This window comes from Streptomyces sp. NPDC026092, from assembly GCF_040638605.1.
GTDB lineage: Bacteria > Actinomycetota > Actinomycetes > Streptomycetales > Streptomycetaceae > Streptomyces.
In genome coordinates this window covers 261,790-280,429 of record NZ_JBEZYN010000001.1, presented here as the reverse complement: position 1 = coordinate 280,429, position 18,640 = coordinate 261,790, and the positions used below count along the sequence as shown (strand labels likewise).

Genomic DNA, 18,640 nt, shown 5'->3' with positions numbered 1-18,640 from the left:
CCACGTCTCGAGCAGCGTCGAGGACCTCGGACAGCAGATGCTCACCACTTCTCAGAGCACTCCGGTTGAGGGTTCGACGCCCCCGAACTTGCTTGCGTGCGGGTGTTGAACCTGCGACCGTCCCGGCGTGACCGTAGCTCTTGGAGACACACAGAGGTTCGCCGCGGAGGTTGGTGAGTGGGACCACGCACTGCGGCGCGTGGACCTGTGGGTCGCCGGGGAGTGGCTGACCTGCGACGACAACATGGCTTTCGCCCCGCAGTTCCGCCACGCCGTGCTGGACACGATCGCCCAACTGCGCTCCCCCGCAGGCTTTCCCCCACCCTTCGCCGGCCTGTCCCCGATCGCCGCACACCGCCGCCTCATGCTGGACGCGGGACATGACCAAGAGACCGAGGCGGACTACGAGCTCCGCAGCCGGCACCGGGTTCTGGACTGGGGACCCACAACCGACAACGCAACCACCCACTTGTTCCGCGACGGTGACCGGTTGATGATCACGCTGCAGTTCCGGCGCGCGGAACATCTGCTCAGGCATCCCGAGCATGCCGACAAAGTCTTCCTGGCGGAGATCGCCGCTCCCGAGTTCGTCAGCATCCTCGAGGACCTTGTCGCGGCCCTCGACAGGAGTCACCAAGACCACCCCTGACGGCCCGACGGCGGGAGGCCCGGACGTGTGGGCTCCCTGCGCAGTCTTTCGGAGGTTCGCTCAGGTGCCTCCCGTCACAGCAGAGACCGTTGCGGTACCAGGAGGAACGGCCCTCGGTGCTGCTGTGTTGCCGGCGCTCCCCAGCGACCCATTGGGCCAGCGCCGCCAGGGTGGGTACGCGCCTACCAGGCACAGCGTCCCGTGGCCACGCCCGCCGAACTGCGCACCCTCATCATCGGCGACGGCCTTTTCAACCCAGGCCGGCCCGCCCACCACCCATCGGAAGGCCACGTCGAACACCTCGGCGCGCCCTGACACACCACCTGCTACAGCAAGAGTCGTCAGCGCTCGCCCGCGAGGTCGAGGTCGTCGCTGCGCGGCTCGGTCGCGACCTCGGCACGGCCCGGGCGGCGCCACGGTCGGGCGAGCGGCTGGGAGACGGCTCGCCACCACGGGTCCTCGGGCAGCTTGTCCCCGGGCTCGAACGGCTCGCCGGGGCGGGGCGCAGCCACTGCCTGGCCGACCTCCTCGGCCGCGTCGGTCGTCCACTCGCCCGGTTCCGCCCAGGCGTGCGGGGCCAGGTTGAAGGTGCCCCAGTGGATCGGGAGGAGGACGCCGTGGGGGCGGCCGCCCTGGAGGTCCAGGTGGGCCTGGACGCCCTCGGCGGGGGTCATGTGGATGTCCGGCCAGTACTCGCTGTACGCGCCGATCTGGATCATGGTCGCGTCGAAGGGGCCGTGCGCGGCGCCGATCTCCGCGAAGCCGGGGAAGTAGCCGGTGTCGCCGCTGTGGTAGATCCGGTGCTCGGGGCCCGTGACGACCCAGGACGCCCAGAGGGTGTGCTGGGTGTTGCGCAGGCCCCGGCCGCAGAAGTGGCGGGCGGGGGTCGCGGTCAGCCGGAGGTCGCCGATCTCGGTGGACTCGTTCCAGTCCAGCTCGCGCAGCCGCGAGGCCGGCACTCCCCAGCGCTCCAGGTGGGCGCCGACGCCCAGCGGCACCGCGAAGACCGTGTCCGTGCCCGCCAGCGCCTTGATCGTGGGCAGGTCGAGGTGGTCGTAGTGGTCGTGGGAGATCACGACCACGTCGACCGGGCCGAGCGCGGCGAGCGGCAGCGGCACCGGGTGCAGGCGCTTGGGACCGGCGAAAGCGAAGGGCGAGCAGCGGTCGCCCCAGACCGGGTCGAAGAGGACCCGTCGGCCGTCGATCTCCGCGAGGACGCTGGAGTGCCCCATCCAGGTGATCCGGAGGCCCGAGACCGGCGGCTTGGCGAGATCGGCCAGGGTGGTGGCGTGGACGGGGATCGTGCCCGTGGGGGCCCGGCGCGTCCGGGCCTCCTTCTGGAAGTAGATCTTCGCGAACTCGACCGTCGAGCCGGTGGGCCGGTGCCGGGCGGCCACGGGGTTCTGGAAGACGCCGTCCGCGAAGTTCGGCGAGCGGCGGATGCGCTCCAGGCGCTCGCCGGCGGGATCCGCGCCGAAGGCCTCGGGCCGCAGGGCGCGCAGCCTGGCCCGCAGCGAATGGTCGGAGCCGGTGCCGGTCACGGGTCCTCCTGATGGTCGGGGTCGTTCCATTATGGTCGGCCCGCGCCGCTCTCGGCCGGAGCATGCGCGATACTGAACCGTCATTCAGTAGCGCCCTCGCCGGATCCCTCGCCGCATCCCCTCGGAGAACCCCCCCATGACTACCGCCCCTCTGATCTCGCTGACCTGGTCGGATCCCGTCACCGGCCGACAGGGTCATCTGGTGATCGACCGGCTGGTGCGTGGCGTGTGCAGCGGTGGGCTGCGGATGCGCGAAGGCTGCACGGCGACGGAGGTGGCCGGGCTCGCGCGCGGGATGACCATGAAGGAGGCCCTGCACTACGACCCGAAGAGCCGGTACGTCCCCCTGGGCGGCGCCAAGGGCGGAATCGACTGCGATCCCCGCTCGCCCGAGGCGTACGGCGTCCTGGTCCGCTACCTGCGGGCGATGCGCCCCTACATCGAACGCTTCTGGACCACCGGCGAGGACCTCGGCCTGACCCAGGACCTGGTCGACAGGGCGGCGGCCGAGGCGGGGCTCGTCTCCTCGATCCAGGCCGTCTACCCCCTCCTGGACGACGAGGCGCGGGCCCGCCGCAGGCTCGCGGACGCGTTCGAGACCGAGGTGGACGGGATCGGCCTGGACGAGCTGGCGGGCGGCTGCGGGGTCGCCGAATCGGTCCTGGTGGCCCTGGAGCGGGTCGGCAGGCCGTACCCCGGCACCCGGGTCTCCGTGCAGGGCTTCGGGACCATGGGCGGGGCCACGGCCCGCTTCCTGGCCCGGGCCGGGCTCACGATCGTGGCGGTGGCCGATGTACGGGGCACGATCACCAACCCGGACGGCCTGGACGTCGAGGCGCTCCTCGCCGCGCGCGACGCGCACGGCACCGTGGACCGCGCCGCGCTGCGGCCCGGGGACCGTGAGGAGCCCGGCGACGCCTGGCTCGCCGTCGACGCGGAGGTGCTGGTCCCGGCCGCCGTCTCGTACGCCATCGACACCCGGAACCAGGCGAGGATCACCGCCCGCTGGATCGTCGAGGCGGCCAACATGCCCGTCCTCCCCGACGCGGAGCAGCTCCTCCTCGCCCGCGGGATCACGGTCCTGCCCGACGTCGTGGTGAACTCCGCCACCAACGCCTGGTGGTGGTGGACCCTCTTCGGCGACATCGGCGCCGACCCGGACGAGGCCTTCGCCCACATCCGCGAGGCCATGCGCGCCCTGGTCGGCCGGATGCTCGACCGTGCGGACGCGGACGGCTCCGCGCCGCGCGCCGCGGCCCACGCGCTGGTCGAGGAGCGGCTGCCGGAGATCGCGGAGCGGTACGGCTGGTACTGAGCGGGGACCGGCAGAGGTGCGGCCCGGACGCCACCCCGACCCGGCGCGAAGATGATCATGTCCCTGGCATGGTCTGTGTAGGCTGACCGCCGTGGCGAGAGTGCGGTTGAGCGTGGCGGAGCGGCGGGATGAGCTGCTCCGCGCCGCCGTCGAGCAGATCGAGGAACGGGGCGTGGCGGCCGTCCGGATCGCCGATGTCGCCAGCGCCCTCGGGGTCAGCAACGCGCTCGTGCTCTACCACTTCTCGACCAAGGAGAAGCTCGTCGCGGAGGCGTTCGCGTACGCCGCCGAGGCCGACCTCGAGCATCTGCGCAGGCTCCTGGGCCGCCGGACCACCGCCCTGCGCCGCCTGCGGGCGGCCGTCCGGTGGTACGCGCCGACCGGGCAGGCCAAGGGCTGGCGGCTCTGGATCGAGGGCTGGGCGGCCTGCCTGCGGGAACCGGCGCTCCGCGAGGTCGCCGGGGCGCTCGACCAGCAATGGAAGGCCGCCCTGACCCGGGTGATCGCCGAGGGCGCGGCCGCCGGCGAGTTCCCGTGCGCCGACCCGGCAGCGGCCGCCTGGCGGCTGACCGCCTTCCTGGACGGGCTCGCCGTCCAGATGACGTCGTACGCCGGGTCCCTCTCCCGCGCCGCCATGCTGGAGTGGGCCGACGCCGCCCTGGCCCGCGAGCTCGGCCTCCCGTCCCTGGACTCGTCGACTAGTCCCCCGGCGACGGCGTAGGGCCCCACTGACGGCGTAGAGCCTTCACCCAACGAGCCACGACCGCCCGTCGCCCGCCCACGGCACCACCCTCACCCCCTCACGTCTGCACCAGCGGCTCGTACGCCGACTCCGCAAGGCCAAAGGTCCACGCGACGCCCTCGCGGGCCGTCCTCGTGCGGGGCGGCACCCGCAGCCAGTACGTGCGGAAGGTCCCGTCCGGCTCCGGCGTCGCGTTGACCACCTCGACCATGACCACGTCCTCGTCGTCCACGAGCTCGATCCGCCAGAGCACGCCCGTCTCGTCCCGGGCAACCGGCTGCGCGCCGGACTCGGCGAGGTAGCGCTCGTAGCCGTAGAACTCCAGCATCACGCGGCGCAGTTCGGCGTTCTCCTCGGACCGTATGCGCTCCGGGGTGAGCCCGCCGAGTTCGGCGAGGAACTCCGCCGGCACGGCCATCCCCCGCCAGGCGTGCAGCGCGAAGCCGTCGCCGTAGGCCAGCGCCGGGCCGTCGCCCCGGTCGAGCCGGCCGGCCTCGTCCCGGTGCAGTTCGACGGGCCGTTCGCACACCACGGCGACCTTCTCGTACGGCCACCACCAGCCCGCGTTCTCGGCGACCGCCGTGAGCCCGGCGAGGCGCTCGCCCCGCCCGTCGAAGGCCGCGAGCCAGGCCGCGTCGTGCTGGCCCAGGACCGCGTCGAGCAGCACGAGCCGCAGGGCGGCGGCCTCGTCCTCACCTGACGGGCCGAGTTCGTCCACCACCGCCGCCCGTATCCGGTCCGCGAGGGCCCGCGTGGTGTCCCAGAGCGGCGCCCCGGTGCTCGACCACAGCGCCGTCCAGCCCCGGGGGCCGAGCTCGTCGTGGACCCTGCGGCGCTCCTCCGCCCAGGGCCGGGTGCGGACCTCGTCCCGTACCGAGGCGCCCGCGTCGGTCAGTCCGCGCAGGAGCGCGACCGCCGCCCGGGGCGAGGCCGCCCAGACGATCCGCTCCGGCGCCGCGAGCCCGGCCGTGGCGTACGCGAGCCGTACCCCCGCCTCCGCCGCCGCCCGGTCGGCCGCACCGGTGGCGGCCGCGACGGCCCGCCACTTGTCCACCGTCGTCGGTGTCCCGTTCATCTCTCCCCCTGTCGGTAATTGCGAAGGTCTCTGTGTCAGTCCGCGACGATCCGGTACGCGCCCGGTGTGTACTCCCGCTGCCGCACGACCCGGTACCAGCCCTTCGGCAGCGGGATCGGGGCGTGCTCCTCGTGCACCACCCGGCCGCCCGTGGGCAGTTCGAGCAGGAACGGGCCGAACGGTCCGGGCTCGCGCACCAGTCGTCCGGGCCCCGGGATCGCGTGGGCGTGTCCGGTGACCTCGCCGAGCGCGAGGACCAGCCGCCCCCTGGCGTCCCTCGGCTCCCCCGCCGCGTCCTTGGCGTGCGTGGGCACCGCCGTCTCCGTGACGGGCACGATCAGCACGTCTCCCTGCCGGTACATGGCTCTCCCCTCCGTGGTGGGCACGGTCTGTGTCGACCACGTATTCGACGCTAGAGGGAGCCACTGACAACGACCTCGACAGCGGCCTCGACGACGACCTCGGCAACGGCCTCCGACCGCCCCCGCGCCCCGCGTTGTCAGCGGGGGTTGGTACAACTGCTCGCGTCAGCAGATCAACGCCGTCCGGTGTCTGGAGCATTCATGACCATCTCGGGAGATATGCAGGAGTTCCACGGCCTGCCCGTGTTCGACTTCCCGGACCGTGACGCCGTCGTGGAACTGCCGGACCCGGCCTCCGTGGCCTGGCGCGTCTCCGGCCCGACGTACTGCGGACCCGAGGACGAGCAGTGGGAGCAGGTCTTCACCCGGTTCCTCGCGGGCGTCGACACCCACCAGGTCCGCGCGCTGGTCGTCGGCGGCTGGGACGAGGCTTACGACTCCTCGTCCGCGCCGATCGTCACCGCGCTGGTCGCGGCCGCCGAGGACCGGCTCACCTCCCTGGAGGCGCTGTTCCTCGGGGACATGACCTTCGAGGACTGCGAGATCTCCTGGATCCAGCAGTCCGACGTGACACCGCTCCTCACCGCCTACCCCCGCCTGCGGGAGCTGGGTGTGCGCGGCGGCACGGAACTCGCCTTCCCCGCCGTCCGGCACACCGAACTGCGCGCGCTCGTGGTGGAGACGGGCGGCCTGGGCGCCGACGTCGTGCGCGGCATCGTGGGCAGCGACCTGCCCGCGCTGGAGAAGCTGGACCTCTGGCTCGGCACGGACGAGTACGGCGGTGATGCCACGGTCGACGACCTGGCGCCGGTGCTGGCCGGCACCGGCTTCCCCGCCCTGCGCGATCTCGCGCTGCGCAACAGCGTCCTCCAGGACGAGATCGCCGCCGCCGTGGCGGGCGCCCCGGTGGTCGCCCGGCTCGACCGGCTCGACCTGTCGATGGGCACGCTCACCGACGAGGGCGCCGAGGCGCTGCTCGTGGGCCAGCCGCTCACCCACCTCACGCACCTCGACCTCTCCCACCACTACCTCAGCGAGAAGATGAGCGAGCGGATCGTCGACGCCCTCACCCCCTACGGGGTGACGGTCGACGTCGGCGACGCGCAGGAGCCCGAGGACGACGGTGACGGCGAGGTCTTCCGGTACGTCGCGGTCGCCGAATGACCCCTCCCCCGCCCCCGGCACACACGCCCCTCACGGACCCGTCCCCCGCGCGCCCGCGGCTCGTCGTCGTCGGCAACCCGGGCAACCGCCGGGTCGCGTACTTCCGTGACGCGGTGCGGGCGGCCGGCCTGCCAGAGGCGCGGGTCGAGCCCTGGCTCGACGTGCTGCGGGGCGGGGGACGGTTCCACCCGGGCGAGACGGTACGGCTCGAGTCGCCGGGCGAGGATCCGGACGTCGAGCGGCTGCTGCGTGGCACGGACGACCCGACCCGGGTCGAGGGAACGGCCCGCTGGTACGCGGCGTTCACGGCCGCCACGGCGCGGCTCGCCCGGACCGTCGGCGACGCGGGGGCCGTCCTGGTCGACGACCCCGCCGAGCCCGCGGTGCTCTTCGACAAGCGGCTCGCCCACGCCCGGCTGCGCGAGGCCGGGGTCCCGGTGCCGGACTCGCCGACGTCGGGGGCGGCCGGCCCGCCCGTACGGGACTGGGCGGACGTCCGCTCCCTCATGGCGGCCGCGGAGCTGCCCCGGGTCTTCGTGAAGCTCGCGCACGGCTCGTCCGCCTCGGGGGTCCTGGCCGTCGAGACGAACGGCACCGGACGCGTCCAGGCCACCACCTCCGTGGAACGGGCCCCGGACGGACGCCTCTTCAACTCCCTCCGGGTGCGCCGCTACACGACGGAGTACGAGGTCGCCGCCATCGTGGACGCGCTCGCCCCGGACGGGCTGCACATCGAGCGCTGGCTGCCGAAGGCGGCGCAGCACGGCCGGGCGGCCGATCTGCGGGTGGTCGTGATCGACGGGCGCGCGACCCACGCCGTCGTACGGACCAGCCGCTCCCCGATGACGAACCTCCATCTCGGCGGCGCCCGGGGCGACCTGGGCGCCGTGCGCGCGGCCGTCTCGGCGGCGGGCGGACGGTGGGCGGACGCGCTGGAGGTGTGCGAACGGGCCGCCGACGCCTTCCCCGGCACGCGGTGCGTCGGGATCGACCTGCTGCCGGCCGTCGGCTGGCGGCGCTTCGCCGTCGGCGAGGTCAACGCCTTCGGCGACCTCCTCCCCGGCCTCACCGGCCTGCCGTGCAGCGGCGCCGAAGGCCTGGACACCTACGCCGCCCAGGTCGCCGCGCTCCTCAACGGCAAGAGCAACGACCGCACCCGCACCACCCGCACAAGCACCACAGGAACGAGCACCACGTGAACCGGCAGGACCACTCACCCGACATGAACGAGATCGTGGGCAGCCACGACCTCCTCCTGGTCACGCTCGACACCCTCCGGTACGACGTGGCCGCCGAACTCGCCGCCGCGGGCCGCATCCCGAATCTGGCCCGGCACCTTCCGGGCGGCCGCTGGGAGCGCCGGCACGCCCCCGGGAGCTTCACGTACGCCTCCCACCAGGCGATCTTCGCCGGGTTCCTGCCGACCCCGGCCGCCCCCGGTCCGCACCCCCGGCTCTTCGCCGCGCGGTTCGCGGGCAGCGAGACCACCGCCGACGGCACGTTCGTGTACGACACCCCCGACCTCGTCGCCGGCCTCGCCAAGGAGGGGTACCGCACCGCGTGCGTCGGCGGGGTCGGGTTCTTCAACGGGCAGGGCCCGCTCGGCTCGGTCCTGCCGGGGCTCTTCGAAGAGAGCCACTGGGAGCCCGCCTTCGGCGTCGCCTCCCCCGCCTCCTTCGAGTCCCAGGTGACCAGGGCCGAGGAGATCGTCGCCGCGCTCCCCGCCGAACAGCGGCTCTTCCTCTTCGTGAACGTCTCCGCGCTGCACCAGCCCAACTGGTTCCATCTCCCCGGCGCGACCCGGGAGTCCGGCGACACGCGCGCCTCGCACGCGGCGGCGCTGGAGTACGTGGACCGGCACATCGGCCGCCTCTTCGCGGCCATGAGCAGCCGCCGCCCCTGCTTCGCGATCGTCTGCTCGGACCACGGCACCGCGTACGGAGAGGACGGCTTCACCGGTCACCGGCTCGGCCACGAGGTCGTCTGGACCGTCCCGTACGCCCAGTTCGTGCTCGAAGCCCCGGAGGCGCGCGCATGACCGAGTCGCCGCGACCGTACGAGAGTTACGTCTACGCCTACCCGCACAAGACGGCGTACCGCCCGCTCCCCGACCCGGCGCCCTCCCTCGCCGCGCTCTGGCGGGACGAGCCGAAGGACGCGCTCTCCCTCTACGCCCACATACCGTTCTGCGAGGTCCGCTGCGGCTTCTGCAACCTCTTCACCCGGATCGGCGCCCCGGACGAGCTGACGACCCGCTACCTCGACGCCCTCGACCGCCAGGCGACCACCGTCCGCGAAGCGCTCGCCGACAGCGACGTACCCGACGCCGAGCCGGTCCGCTTCGCCACGGCCGCCTTCGGCGGCGGCACCCCCACCTTCCTCACCGCCGACGAGCTGGAGCGGCTCTGCGACATCGCCGAGAAGCGGATGGGCGTCGACCTGCGCGCCGTCCCCCTCTCCGTCGAGACCTCGCCTTCGACCGCGACCGCCGACCGGCTCGCGGTCCTCGCCGAGCGCGGGGCCACCCGGCTCAGCATCGGCGTGCAGAGCTTCGTGGAGGCGGAGGCCCGCGCGGCCGTGCGTCCCCAGCGCCGCGCCGAGGTCGAGGCCGCGCTCGGCCGGATCCGCGAGACCGGCGTCCCCGTCCTCAACATCGACCTGATCTACGGCATCGACGGCCAGACCGAGCGGACCTGGACCCAGTCGCTCGACGCCGCCCTCGCCTGGCGCCCCGAGGAGCTCTACCTCTACCCGCTGTACGTCCGTCCCCTCACCGGCCTCGGCCGGCTCTCGGCGACCGCCGACCGCGACTGGGACGAGCAGCGGCTGCGGCTCTACCGGCACGGCCGGGACCATCTGCTCGCCCGGGGCTACGAGCAGGTGTCGATGCGCATGTTCCGCCGCGCGGACGCCCCGCCGCAGGGCGCCGACGACTACGCCTGCCAGACCGACGGCATGATCGGCCTCGGCTGCGGGGCCCGCTCGTACACCTCGGCGCTGCACTACTCCTTCGACTACGCCGTCGAGATGCGGGAGATCCGCGCGATCATCGACGACTACACCGCGACGGAGGACTTCGGCCGGGCGCGGGTGGGCCGGTGGGTCGACGCGGACGAGGCGCGCCGCCGCCATCTGCTCCAGTCCCTCCTCCAGGCCCGGGGCATGCCGACCGGGGAGTACGAGGAGCGGTTCGGCTCCTCGCCGTTCGCGGACTTCCCCGACGAGCTGGGCCGGTTCGAGGTGCTGGGCTGGCTGGACGGGGCGGCGCCCGCCGGGCTGCTGCGGCTCTCCGCCGAGGGCCTGGCGCACTCGGACGCGCTCGGCCCCGCGCTCTTCTCCCCCGCGGTCCGTGCGGCGATGGCCGCCTACGAGCCGAAGTAGGGGGCGCGGACGTGGACCTGACGATCCTGTACCGGGGGCCGCTCGCCTCCTGCGACTACGACTGTCCCTACTGCCCGTTCGCCAAGCGCCGCGACAGCCGTGAACAGCTGCGGGCCGACCGGGCCGCGCTGGAGCGTTTCGCCGCCTGGGCGGCGGAACAGACCGGCGACCGGCTGAGGATCCTGTTCACGCCGTGGGGCGAGGGCCTGGTCCGCTCCTGGTACCGGCGCACCCTCGCCGAGCTGTCCCACCTGCCGCACATCGAGCGGGTGGCGATCCAGACCAATCTGAGCTGCCGCACCGACTGGCTGGCCGAGGCCGACCCCGAGACCCTCGCGCTCTGGTGCACGTACCACCCCGGCCAGACGCCGTACGACCGCTTCCTCGCGAAGTGCCACGACCTTGCGGCGCGGGGCACGCGGTTCAGCGTCGGGGTCGTCGGTCTGCCGGAGCACCGGGAGCACGCCCTGCGCCTGCGCGCGGAGCTCCCGCCCGAGGTCTATCTCTGGGTGAACGCGGCGGAGGGCCACACGTACACCGACGAGGAGGCCGAGGGCTGGACGGCCCTCGACCCCCTCTTCCCGTACAGCCGCCGTCCGCACCGCTCCGCCGGGCTGCCGTGCCGGACCGGCGAGTCGGTGATCTCCGTCGACGGCGAAGGGACCGTGCGCCGCTGCCACTTCGTCAAGGCCGAGCTGGGCAACCTGTACGACGGTTCGTACCGTGCCGCCCTCCGCCCGCGCGCCTGCCCCCTCGCCGTCTGCGACTGCCACATCGGCTACGTCCACCTGGAGACGCTGCCGCTGTACGACGTGTTCGCCGGCGGGGTCCTGGAGCGGATCCCGGCCGCGCCCGACGGGGTGGTCACAGGGGCATGAGGTCCCCGAGCGGCATCAGGTCGGGCCGCTTGGCCGCGACGTCGTCCCCCGAGCTCTCGCCCCGCAGCCGCCGCCCGATCCACGGGACGAGGTACTCCTTGGCCCAGTGGATGTCGTCGCGGCGGACCTCCAGGGTCCCCCTCGGCGGAAGCGGCGGCCAGACCTGGTCCGGGTCGGCCGGCACCTCCATGCCGAGGACCTGGGCGGCGCGCAGCGCGACCCGGGTGTGCCCCTCGGGCGACAGGTGCAGCCGGTCGTCGTCCCAGGCCCGCCTGTCCTGCACCGACTTGAGCGACCACAGGTCGAGGACCGGGCAGTCGTAGCGGTCGGCGATGGCCCGGACGTGGGCCGTGTACGTCGCGATCTTGCCGCGCAGGTGCCGCAGCACGGGTACGTCGCGGGTGTCGAAGCCGGTCGTCACCATCACCGTGCCGACCGCCGACGTCAGGTCGGCGACGGCGCGCTCGAAGCGCTCGGCGACGTCGTCCGGGTCGGTGCCGGGGCGGATGATGTCGTTGCCGCCCGCGCAGAAACTCACCAGGTCGGGGGCGAGTTCCTTGGCCCTCGGGACCTGCTCCGCGACGATCTGGTCGAGGAGCCGCCCCCGGACGGCCAGGTTGGCGTAACGAAATGCGTCGTGCTCCGGCAATTGGTCGGCGAGGAGTACCGCGAAACGGTCCGCCCAGCCGACGTACTTCCCGTCCGGCCCGGGATCTCCCACGCCCTCCGTGAAGCTGTCCCCGATCGCCGCGTACGACCCGAATGCCTTCATGTCTCTTGATCTCGAATCGTCTGCCACGGGAGTTCATCTTTCCCTTACGTATGTGACCTACGCGACCGTAAGGAGGGGTTGACGCCGGGTGAGATATGCCACCGGTCAAGATTCCACCAAGCCGGAATACGCCGCAGGGGCCCGGCACACCGAAGTGCCGGGCCCCTGTGGGGTGCTGCTGGTGACGCGGGTGATGCGGAGGCGTCAGATGCCGACGCCGTGCTGGCGCAGGTACGCCAGCGGGTCGATGTCCGAGCCGTAGCTCGGGCCGGTGCGGATCTCGAAGTGCAGGTGCGGGCCGCTGGAGTTGCCGGTCGAGCCGGAGAGGCCGATCTGCTGGCCGCCGGTGACGGTCTGGCCGGTCGAGACGGAGAGCGAGGAGAGGTGGGCGTACTGGGAGTACGTGCCGTCGGCGTGCTGGATGACGACCTCGTTGCCGTACGCGCCGCTCCAGCCGGCCGAGTGGACGGTGCCCGCGCCGACGGCCTTCACCGAGGTGCCGGAGGAGGCGATGAAGTCGACACCGGTGTGGTAGCCGGAGGACCACATCGAGCCGGAGGCTCGGTACGGGGTGGAGATGCCGCCGCCGACCGGAGCGACCCAGCCGGAGGAGGAGGCCTGGGCGGGGGCGGAGTCCTGGGTGGCCGTGCTGCGCTCGGAGGAGCGGGAGGCGCGCGACTCGCTCGTGTCGGAGGACGAGGACTTCTTCTCGGCCTTCGGAGCGGCCTTGGGCGCCGCGGCCTTCGGGGCGGCCGTGGACTTGGCGCCGAGGGTGAGCTTCATGCCGGGCAGGATCAGCGACGGGTTCTCGCCGACGACCTGGCGGTTGTCCGCGTAGAGCTTCTGCCAGCCACCCTTGAGGTCGTGCTCGGCGGCGATCTTCGACAGGTAGTCGCCGCGGACGACGGAGTACGTCTTCGGCTTCGCCGCGGGGGCGGCGGCCGGAGCGGCCGGGGCCTTCGCGGGGGTGGCGGCGAGAGCGGCGACGGCCTTCTCGGGCGTCACGGTCGGAGCGGCCTTCTCGGCGGCGTGGGCTCCGGTCGCGCCGAGCAGCGGGAGGGCGACGACGGCGCCACCGGTGCCGGCGGCGACGAATCCGCGCGTGATCGGGTTGACCTTGGGACGGCGATGCTTACCCTTCGCGGGCATGGCGAATTCCTCTCCGTCGCCTGCGAGGTGAGCTGTCGGGTTCGGACTGGAGATGTCCGGCCGCGTTCTCACGCGACTTCACCCCAAGCCGTCCGGTCGGGCCGGTGCGGCGTACTTACCTGGGTCCCCCGCTCCTGCCGTACGTGGATGGGTGCGGATTCGATTCCGGGCGGTGGCAGGATTCGGCGGTCCGACCGGATTGAGCGTGACGCTAGACGAGCGGAGTCGAGCCGAACAAGCCGCCCGATTCCGCCCGCATTCCGCGGCGTGATATTCGCGCCGTATTCCGGTCACCCTCCGTGGATGACGGAGGATCGATTTCCTTTTCCGGCCAGGGAATTGGTCCGGACGATCAGGCACGGTCCGTCACCTTTGAGACGCTGCTCACGCCCCGAATCCCATCTCCCCTGCAACCAGGGCGCGTTATATCGAAGGGTTTAATTCGGACAGAACGCCCATTCCCTTACCCAGGGGTGCGCACGGCCCCCGGCACCCGGGATGATTGCCCCAGGAATCGATCAGGAACCGATCGCGATCCGTCTACCTTCAGGAGCACTCGTGACGCAGCAGCTGCCCCAGGTCCCGTCGACCGAACCCGAGCTCGCCGGGGTACGCAACTTCCGTGACGTGGGCGGACTGCCGACCGTGGACGGTGGTGCGGTGCGCTTCGGACGCCTCTTCCGCAGTGGCCACCTGGCCCACGCCACCGAGGAGGACGCGGCGTTCCTCTCCACCCTTGGGCTGCACACGATCTTCGACTTCCGCAATCAGGCCGACGTCAAGATCGAGGGCCCGGACGTCGAACTGCCCGGTGTACGGAATGTGAACATACCGCTCAACGACCCGGCCGACGGCAAGGAGTTCTGGAAGCTCGTCCGCTCCGGCGAGCTGGAGCAGCTCCGCGAGATCCTCGGCGACGGGAAGGCCGCGACCCGAATGTCCGATTCGTACCGGCAGATGATCGTGGAGCGGACGGCGGAGCACAGCCGCATCCTGCACGCGCTCGCCGAGGACAGCGTCCCGGCGCTCATGCACTGCGCGGCCGGCAAGGACCGGGCCGGCCTCTCCATCGCCATCTCGCTGCTCGCGGTGGGCGTCGAGCGCGAGGCGATCGAGGCCGACTACGTGAAGTCGAACGACCCGCACCGCCGCTACAAGGTGCGCCGCGCCTCTTCGGCCTCGGACGCGATGGCGCCCGAGGTGATGGAGCTGATCAGCCCGCTGTTCGACGCGCGGGTCGAATACCTGCGGGCCGCGTTCGAGACGATGGAGCAGACCTGGGGGACGGCCGAGAGCTACCTCACCGAGGGCCTGAAGCTCAGCCCGGAGACCCGTGCGCGGCTGCGCGAGCGGCTCGTCGTCGAGGCGTGATCACACCCCTCGGGCGGTCTCACTGGTTCTGCGCGCCGAGGGCGAAGAGCAGATAGAGGAACCCGGCGAAGAGGTGTCCGGCCACGAGGTACGCGAAGAGCCGGAGGACCAGCCCCTTGGGGAACTTGCCGGCCTCGCGCTCCTCGCCGGTGACCGGCTTGGGCTTCTCGGACATATCGGTCCTTTCCATTTCGGGCCTTCCGGAAGGGCTCAGCGCAGGTGCGGCGCGCCGTCGCCGAGGCACAGCTCGGCGGCGGGGCTCTGCATCAGCGTGTGGACGAAGAGCAGCTCTGCCCCGCCGCGCCCGGCGGCGCCGATGCGGTGCGGGGTGAGCGAGTCGAAGTGCGCGCTGTCCCCCGGGTCCAGGACATGGACGGCGTCGCCGAGCGCGAGGCGCACCTGGCCGTCGAGGACGTGCAGCCACTCCTCGCCGGGATGGACGCGCACGATGTCGGCCCGGGTGGCGTACGGGACGTGGACGCGGAGCGCCTGCAGGGCGCGGCCCGCTCCGCCGGCCTGGCGGTAGGTCCAGCCGTCGGCCTCGACGGGCTCGGACCGGCCGGCGCGGACGATCGGATCGCGCTCGGCCGGAACCTCGCCGAGAAGGGCGGAGACCGTCGTACCGTAGATACGGGCCAGGGCCAGCAGCATCGGGAGCGAGGGCTGACGGTGACCCGTCTCGAGCCGGGAGAGATGAGCAGGGGAGAGTCCGGCCCGCTGCGCGGCGGCCTCCAGGGTCAGCCCGCGGCGCCTGCGCAGGCCTCGCAGCTGCGGTGCGACGTCCGGCAGGACGGCGGTCGCGTCCGCTGCGGCTGGGTCCGGGGACGGCTCCCCGGGGAGGTGCTCCATGCCTCCATTCCGCCAGGATTTTTCCTCTGAGGCAAATTTCTTGCCCCACAGGCAAAGACCGAGGCCAAGACCGCGCAGGACACCGCAGGATTCCGATCACGCGACCGTCAGCGCTGCGCGACCGCCTGCTTGACCAGCGTCTTCCCGAAGTCCCACATCAGCCCGCCACCGCCGTGGGCGTCGTCCATCACCGCCGTGAACGCGGCCACGAAGCGGTCCACGTCCGCCTCGTCGATGATCAGCGGCGGGATCAGCTTGATCACCTCCAGATGGTCGCCCGACACCTGGGTCAGGATCCGGTGGCGCTGGAGCAGCGGCACGACGACCATCTGCGCGAAGAGACCCTTCCGGGCGGCCTGCAGCATGGTCCAGCGGCTGCGCAGTCCGAGCGAGGAGGGCCGCCCGAACTCGATGCCGATCATCAGCCCGCGCCCGCGGATCTCGTGCAGCAGCTCGTAGCGCGGCACGAGCTCCTTCAGGCGGGCGGAGAGCAGCTCGCCGATCCGGCGCGCGTGGGCCACCGTCCCCTCGTTCTCCATCACCGAGAGCACGGCGAGCCCGGCGGCCATGGCCTGCGCGTTCGAGCCGAAGCTGGCGGAGTGGACGAGGACGCGGTCCATGGACGAGTAGACCTTCTTGAAGATCCAGTCCTTGCCGAGCGTCGCGCCGACGGGCACGTACCCGCCGGAGAGGGCCTTGGCGACACAGAGCAGATCGGGCTCGACGCCCTCCTCGTGCTGGTACGCGTAGAAGTCACCGGTCCTGCCGAGCCCGGTCTGCACCTCGTCGGCGATCAGCAGGGCCCCGTGCTTGTGCAGTAGCTCCTGGGCGGCGCGCAGGAAGCCGGGCGGGGCCTCGTGCACCCCCTTGCCCTGGATCGGCTCGACGACGAAGCCGGCCACGTCGCCCTTGCGCAGCTCGCGCTCCAGGGCGTCGAGGTCGCCGAGCGCGATCGCGGTGTCGGGCAGCAGCGGGGCGAAGCCGTCCCGGAAGCCCTTCTCCCCGTTCACCGAGAGGGAGCCGGTGGTCAGGCCGTGGAAGGCGTGCGCGCAGTAGAGGATCCTGGGCTTCCCGGTGGCGTACCGGGCGAACTTGAGGGCGGTCTCCACGGCCTCCGTACCGCTGTTGCCGAAGAAGACCCGGTCGAGGTGCGGACTGTGGGCGAGCAGCTTCTCGGCGAGCAGGCCCGGCAGCGGCTGGCAGTCGAAGCGGGTGAGGTCGGCGAGCTGCGCGTCCAGGACGTCGTGGAGGGCCCGGCGGACGACGGGGTGGTGCCGGCCGAGACCCATGACGCCGAAGCCGGCCAGCATGTCGAGGTAGTCCTCGCCGTCGGCGTCCCAGAAGTGGGCGCCCTCGGCCCGTTCGTAGACCTTGTCGAAGCCGATCGTGTGCAGCATGCGCGGGAGCTGGTGGTTGAGGTACCGGCCGTGCAGCTCGTAGCGCTCCGCGCCGCGTTCGGCGAGCAGTGCCGAGAGGTCGAACTCCTTGCTCATCGCCCCTTCTTCCGGGTCAGTGCGGCGCTGATGTTCCCGGCGAGCTCCACCGGGGTGAGGCCGAGGTCGGCGAGGACCTCGCCGCGCTTGGCGTGGGCGAGGAACTGTTCGGGGATCCCGAAGGTCCTCAGCGGTACGTCGACGCCCGCGTCGCGCAGGGCCCGGCCGACGTCGGCGCCGACTCCGCCGGTGCGGACGCCGTCCTCGACGACGGCGACCAGGCGGTGCCGTTCGGCGAGCGGGGCGAGGGCCTCGTCGACGGGTGCGACCCAGCGGGGGTCGACGACGGTGCAGCGAACGCCTCGTCCGGCCAGGAGGTCGGCGGCCTGGAGGCAGGCCTCGGCCATCACCCCGACGGCGACGAGGAGCACCTCGGGGTCCTCGTCACGGAGGAGGACGTCCATCGAGCCGATCCGGCCGAGGGCCGGGACCGGCGGGCCGACGGTCTCCTTGGGGAAGCGCAGCACGGTCGGGGCGTCGTCGACGGCGACGGCCTCGCGCAGCTGGGCGCGGAGCTGGTCGGCGTCGCGCGGGGCGGCGATCCGGATGCCGGGCACGACCTGGAGGACGGAGAGGTCCCACATGCCGTTGTGGGAGGGACCGTCGGTGCCGGTGACGCCGGCCCGGTCGAGGACGAAGGTGACGCCGCACTTGTGCAGGGCGACGTCCATGAGCAGCTGGTCGAAGGCGCGGTTGAGGAAGGTCGCGTAGACGGCGACGACCGGGTGGAGTCCGCCGGTGGCCAGGCCGGCGGCGGAGACGACGGCGTGCTGTTCGGCGATGCCGACGTCCCAGACCCGGTCGGGGAAGCGCTCGGCGAACTTCGTGAGGCCGACGGGGTGGAGCATGGCCGCGGTGAGCGCGACGACGTCCGGCCGTTCGGCCCCGATCTCGGCGATCGCGTCCCCGAAGACGGAGGTCCAGGAGGGTCCGGCCGCGGGGGCGAGCGGTGCGCAGGTGACCGGGTCCATGGCGCCGACGGCGTGGAAGCGGTCCGCCTCGTCCTCCAGGGCGGGGCGGTAGCCGCGGCCCTTCTCGGTGAGGCAGTGCACGAGGACAGGACCGTGAAAGCGCTGGGCCCGGCGCAGGGCGGACTCGACGGCCGCGAGGTCGTGGCCGTCGACGGGGCCGACGTACTTCAGGCCCAGGTCCTCGAAGAGCCCCTGCGGGGCGAACGTGTCCTTGAACCCCTTCTTGGCGCCGTGCAGCGAGCCGTAGATCGGCCGGCCGATCACGGGGGTGTGCTGGAGGACGTCCTTGCCCCACGCGAGCACCCGCTCGTAGTCGTCGGTGGTCCGCAGGGCGGCCAGGTGGTCGGCGAGGCCGCCGATCGTGGGCGCGTAGGAGCGCTCGTTGTCGTTGACGACGACGATCAGGGGGCGGTCGGGGGCGGCGGCGATGTTGTTGAGCGCCTCCCAGGCCATGCCCCCGGTCAGCGCGCCGTCGCCGATCACGGCGACGACGTGGTCGTCCTTCTTCAGGAGCTCGTTGGCCTTGGCGAGGCCGTCGGCCCAGCCGAGGACGGTCGAGGCGTGCGAGTTCTCGATGACGTCGTGGACCGACTCCTCGCGTGAGGGGTAGCCGGAGAGCCCGCCCTTGCAGCGCAGCTTGGAGAAGTCCTGGCGCCCGGTGAGGAGTTTGTGGACGTAGCTCTGGTGCCCGGTGTCCCAGAGGATGCGGTCGGCGGGCGAGTCGAAGACCCGGTGCAGCGCGAGGGTCAGCTCCACCACACCGAGGTTCGGTCCCAGATGGCCACCGGTCCTGGCGACCGAGTGGATCAGGAACTGCCGGATCTCCTCGGCGAGTTCGTCGAGTTCGGCGCCGCCCAGCGGCCGGAGGTCGTGCGGCCCCCGGATGGTCTCCAGAATCGTCATGCTCGGCCCCCTTTCGTCGTTCGGC

At 72.5% G+C, this 18,640-nt stretch carries 18 protein-coding genes and 1 riboswitch; of the genes, 9 read left to right on the top strand and 9 right to left on the bottom strand.

The window, feature by feature from the left end:
- The first annotated feature begins 199 nt into the window (after positions 1-199).
- A complete protein-coding gene (locus AB0F56_RS01270) occupies positions 200-649 on the top strand; it encodes a hypothetical protein (RefSeq protein WP_362002735.1) in 450 nt (149 codons plus the stop codon).
- 341 nt (positions 650-990) lie between these two features.
- Here AB0F56_RS01270 and AB0F56_RS01265 read toward each other — a convergent pair whose 3' ends face one another.
- Positions 991-2,220, bottom strand: coding sequence for an MBL fold metallo-hydrolase (locus AB0F56_RS01265; RefSeq protein ID WP_362002733.1), 1,230 nt, complete (start codon positions 2,218-2,220; stop codon positions 991-993).
- Positions 2,221-2,326: 106 nt separating this feature from the next.
- Between AB0F56_RS01265 and AB0F56_RS01260 the strand changes: the two genes are divergently transcribed.
- Both AB0F56_RS01260 and AB0F56_RS01255 read left to right on the top strand, forming a co-directional pair.
- Positions 2,327-3,505 (top strand): Glu/Leu/Phe/Val dehydrogenase dimerization domain-containing protein, encoded by a 1,179-nt coding sequence (locus tag AB0F56_RS01260; protein WP_362002731.1) that lies wholly within the window; start codon positions 2,327-2,329, stop codon positions 3,503-3,505.
- A gap of 91 nt (positions 3,506-3,596) precedes the next feature.
- Positions 3,597-4,226, top strand: a complete 630-nt coding sequence (locus tag AB0F56_RS01255; RefSeq protein ID WP_362002730.1) for a TetR family transcriptional regulator C-terminal domain-containing protein — start codon at positions 3,597-3,599, stop codon at positions 4,224-4,226.
- Between the two features lie 79 nt (positions 4,227-4,305).
- Here AB0F56_RS01255 and AB0F56_RS01250 read toward each other — a convergent pair whose 3' ends face one another.
- The gene (locus AB0F56_RS01250) at positions 4,306-5,322 is read right to left on the bottom strand and encodes a DUF6745 domain-containing protein (protein WP_362002728.1); all 1,017 of its coding nucleotides are present in this window, start codon (positions 5,320-5,322) and stop codon (positions 4,306-4,308) included.
- Between the two features lie 35 nt (positions 5,323-5,357).
- Positions 5,358-5,684 carry a hypothetical protein gene (locus AB0F56_RS01245; protein ID WP_362002727.1) on the bottom strand — a complete coding sequence of 109 codons (327 nt, stop codon included), beginning with the start codon at positions 5,682-5,684 and terminating at the stop codon, positions 5,358-5,360.
- A gap of 201 nt (positions 5,685-5,885) precedes the next feature.
- Between AB0F56_RS01245 and AB0F56_RS01240 the strand changes: the two genes are divergently transcribed.
- The 5 genes from AB0F56_RS01240 to AB0F56_RS01220 are packed head-to-tail and all read left to right on the top strand — an operon-like array spanning position 5,886 to position 11,107.
- Positions 5,886-6,848 carry an STM4015 family protein gene (locus AB0F56_RS01240; RefSeq protein WP_362002726.1) on the top strand — a complete coding sequence of 321 codons (963 nt, stop codon included), beginning with the start codon at positions 5,886-5,888 and terminating at the stop codon, positions 6,846-6,848.
- On the top strand, positions 6,845-8,047 hold the full coding sequence (locus AB0F56_RS01235) for an STM4014 family protein (RefSeq protein ID WP_362002724.1): 1,203 nt from the start codon (positions 6,845-6,847) through the stop codon (positions 8,045-8,047). The genes AB0F56_RS01240 and AB0F56_RS01235 overlap by 4 nt, the downstream gene beginning before the upstream one ends.
- A gap of 23 nt (positions 8,048-8,070) precedes the next feature.
- Complete coding sequence (locus AB0F56_RS01230; RefSeq protein WP_362002722.1) at positions 8,071-8,886, top strand: STM4013/SEN3800 family hydrolase; 816 nt, start codon at positions 8,071-8,073, stop codon at positions 8,884-8,886.
- On the top strand, positions 8,883-10,229 hold the full coding sequence (locus AB0F56_RS01225; protein ID WP_362002720.1) for an STM4012 family radical SAM protein: 1,347 nt from the start codon (positions 8,883-8,885) through the stop codon (positions 10,227-10,229). The genes AB0F56_RS01230 and AB0F56_RS01225 overlap by 4 nt, the downstream gene beginning before the upstream one ends.
- A gap of 11 nt (positions 10,230-10,240) precedes the next feature.
- A complete protein-coding gene (locus AB0F56_RS01220) occupies positions 10,241-11,107 on the top strand; it encodes an STM4011 family radical SAM protein (RefSeq protein WP_362002718.1) in 867 nt (288 codons plus the stop codon).
- On the opposite strand, the gene AB0F56_RS01215 is transcribed toward AB0F56_RS01220, so the two are convergent.
- Both AB0F56_RS01215 and AB0F56_RS01210 read right to left on the bottom strand, forming a co-directional pair.
- Positions 11,094-11,879 carry an SGNH/GDSL hydrolase family protein gene (locus AB0F56_RS01215; RefSeq protein ID WP_362002716.1) on the bottom strand — a complete coding sequence of 262 codons (786 nt, stop codon included), beginning with the start codon at positions 11,877-11,879 and terminating at the stop codon, positions 11,094-11,096. The genes AB0F56_RS01220 and AB0F56_RS01215 overlap by 14 nt on opposite strands.
- Positions 11,880-12,083: 204 nt before the next feature.
- The gene (locus AB0F56_RS01210; RefSeq protein WP_362002715.1) at positions 12,084-13,028 is read right to left on the bottom strand and encodes a LysM peptidoglycan-binding domain-containing M23 family metallopeptidase; all 945 of its coding nucleotides are present in this window, start codon (positions 13,026-13,028) and stop codon (positions 12,084-12,086) included.
- 4 nt (positions 13,029-13,032) lie between these two features.
- A riboswitch (cyclic di-AMP (ydaO/yuaA leader) is annotated at positions 13,033-13,192 on the bottom strand.
- Between the two features lie 394 nt (positions 13,193-13,586).
- Between AB0F56_RS01210 and AB0F56_RS01205 the strand changes: the two genes are divergently transcribed.
- The gene (locus AB0F56_RS01205; RefSeq protein WP_362002713.1) at positions 13,587-14,399 is read left to right on the top strand and encodes a tyrosine-protein phosphatase; all 813 of its coding nucleotides are present in this window, start codon (positions 13,587-13,589) and stop codon (positions 14,397-14,399) included.
- Between the two features lie 19 nt (positions 14,400-14,418).
- On the opposite strand, the gene AB0F56_RS01200 is transcribed toward AB0F56_RS01205, so the two are convergent.
- The 4 genes from AB0F56_RS01200 to dxs all read right to left on the bottom strand — a co-directional run bounded on the left by AB0F56_RS01200 (position 14,419) and on the right by dxs (position 18,615).
- On the bottom strand, positions 14,419-14,574 hold the full coding sequence (locus tag AB0F56_RS01200) for a DUF6126 family protein (protein ID WP_362002711.1): 156 nt from the start codon (positions 14,572-14,574) through the stop codon (positions 14,419-14,421).
- Between the two features lie 35 nt (positions 14,575-14,609).
- A complete protein-coding gene (locus tag AB0F56_RS01195; RefSeq protein WP_362002709.1) occupies positions 14,610-15,248 on the bottom strand; it encodes an XRE family transcriptional regulator in 639 nt (212 codons plus the stop codon).
- Between the two features lie 107 nt (positions 15,249-15,355).
- Complete coding sequence (locus AB0F56_RS01190) at positions 15,356-16,741, bottom strand: aspartate aminotransferase family protein (protein WP_362002707.1); 1,386 nt, start codon at positions 16,739-16,741, stop codon at positions 15,356-15,358.
- The gene (dxs, locus tag AB0F56_RS01185) at positions 16,738-18,615 is read right to left on the bottom strand and encodes a 1-deoxy-D-xylulose-5-phosphate synthase (RefSeq protein ID WP_362002706.1); all 1,878 of its coding nucleotides are present in this window, start codon (positions 18,613-18,615) and stop codon (positions 16,738-16,740) included. Before dxs ends, AB0F56_RS01190 begins: the two co-directional genes overlap by 4 nt.
- Positions 18,616-18,640 lie beyond the last annotated feature (25 nt).

Bases quoted from the DNA above. Each gene is read 5' to 3' on its own strand.
- dxs (WP_362002706.1), bottom strand. From the start codon at position 18,615: ATGACGATTCTGGAGACCATCCGGGGGCCGCACGACCTCCGGCCGCTG.
- AB0F56_RS01245 (WP_362002727.1), bottom strand. From the start codon at position 5,684: ATGTACCGGCAGGGAGACGTGCTGATCGTGCCCGTCACGGAGACGGCG.
- AB0F56_RS01225 (WP_362002720.1), top strand. From the start codon at position 8,883: ATGACCGAGTCGCCGCGACCGTACGAGAGTTACGTCTACGCCTACCCG.
- AB0F56_RS01235 (WP_362002724.1), top strand. From the start codon at position 6,845: ATGACCCCTCCCCCGCCCCCGGCACACACGCCCCTCACGGACCCGTCC.
- AB0F56_RS01260 (WP_362002731.1), top strand. From the start codon at position 2,327: ATGACTACCGCCCCTCTGATCTCGCTGACCTGGTCGGATCCCGTCACC.
- AB0F56_RS01195 (WP_362002709.1), bottom strand. From the start codon at position 15,248: ATGGAGCACCTCCCCGGGGAGCCGTCCCCGGACCCAGCCGCAGCGGAC.
- AB0F56_RS01230 (WP_362002722.1), top strand. From the start codon at position 8,071: ATGAACGAGATCGTGGGCAGCCACGACCTCCTCCTGGTCACGCTCGAC.
- AB0F56_RS01210 (WP_362002715.1), bottom strand. From the start codon at position 13,028: ATGCCCGCGAAGGGTAAGCATCGCCGTCCCAAGGTCAACCCGATCACG.
- AB0F56_RS01215 (WP_362002716.1), bottom strand. From the start codon at position 11,879: ATGAAGGCATTCGGGTCGTACGCGGCGATCGGGGACAGCTTCACGGAG.
- AB0F56_RS01250 (WP_362002728.1), bottom strand. From the start codon at position 5,322: ATGAACGGGACACCGACGACGGTGGACAAGTGGCGGGCCGTCGCGGCC.
- AB0F56_RS01265 (WP_362002733.1), bottom strand. From the start codon at position 2,220: ATGGAACGACCCCGACCATCAGGAGGACCCGTGACCGGCACCGGCTCC.
- AB0F56_RS01200 (WP_362002711.1), bottom strand. From the start codon at position 14,574: ATGTCCGAGAAGCCCAAGCCGGTCACCGGCGAGGAGCGCGAGGCCGGC.
- AB0F56_RS01240 (WP_362002726.1), top strand. From the start codon at position 5,886: ATGACCATCTCGGGAGATATGCAGGAGTTCCACGGCCTGCCCGTGTTC.
- AB0F56_RS01190 (WP_362002707.1), bottom strand. From the start codon at position 16,741: ATGAGCAAGGAGTTCGACCTCTCGGCACTGCTCGCCGAACGCGGCGCG.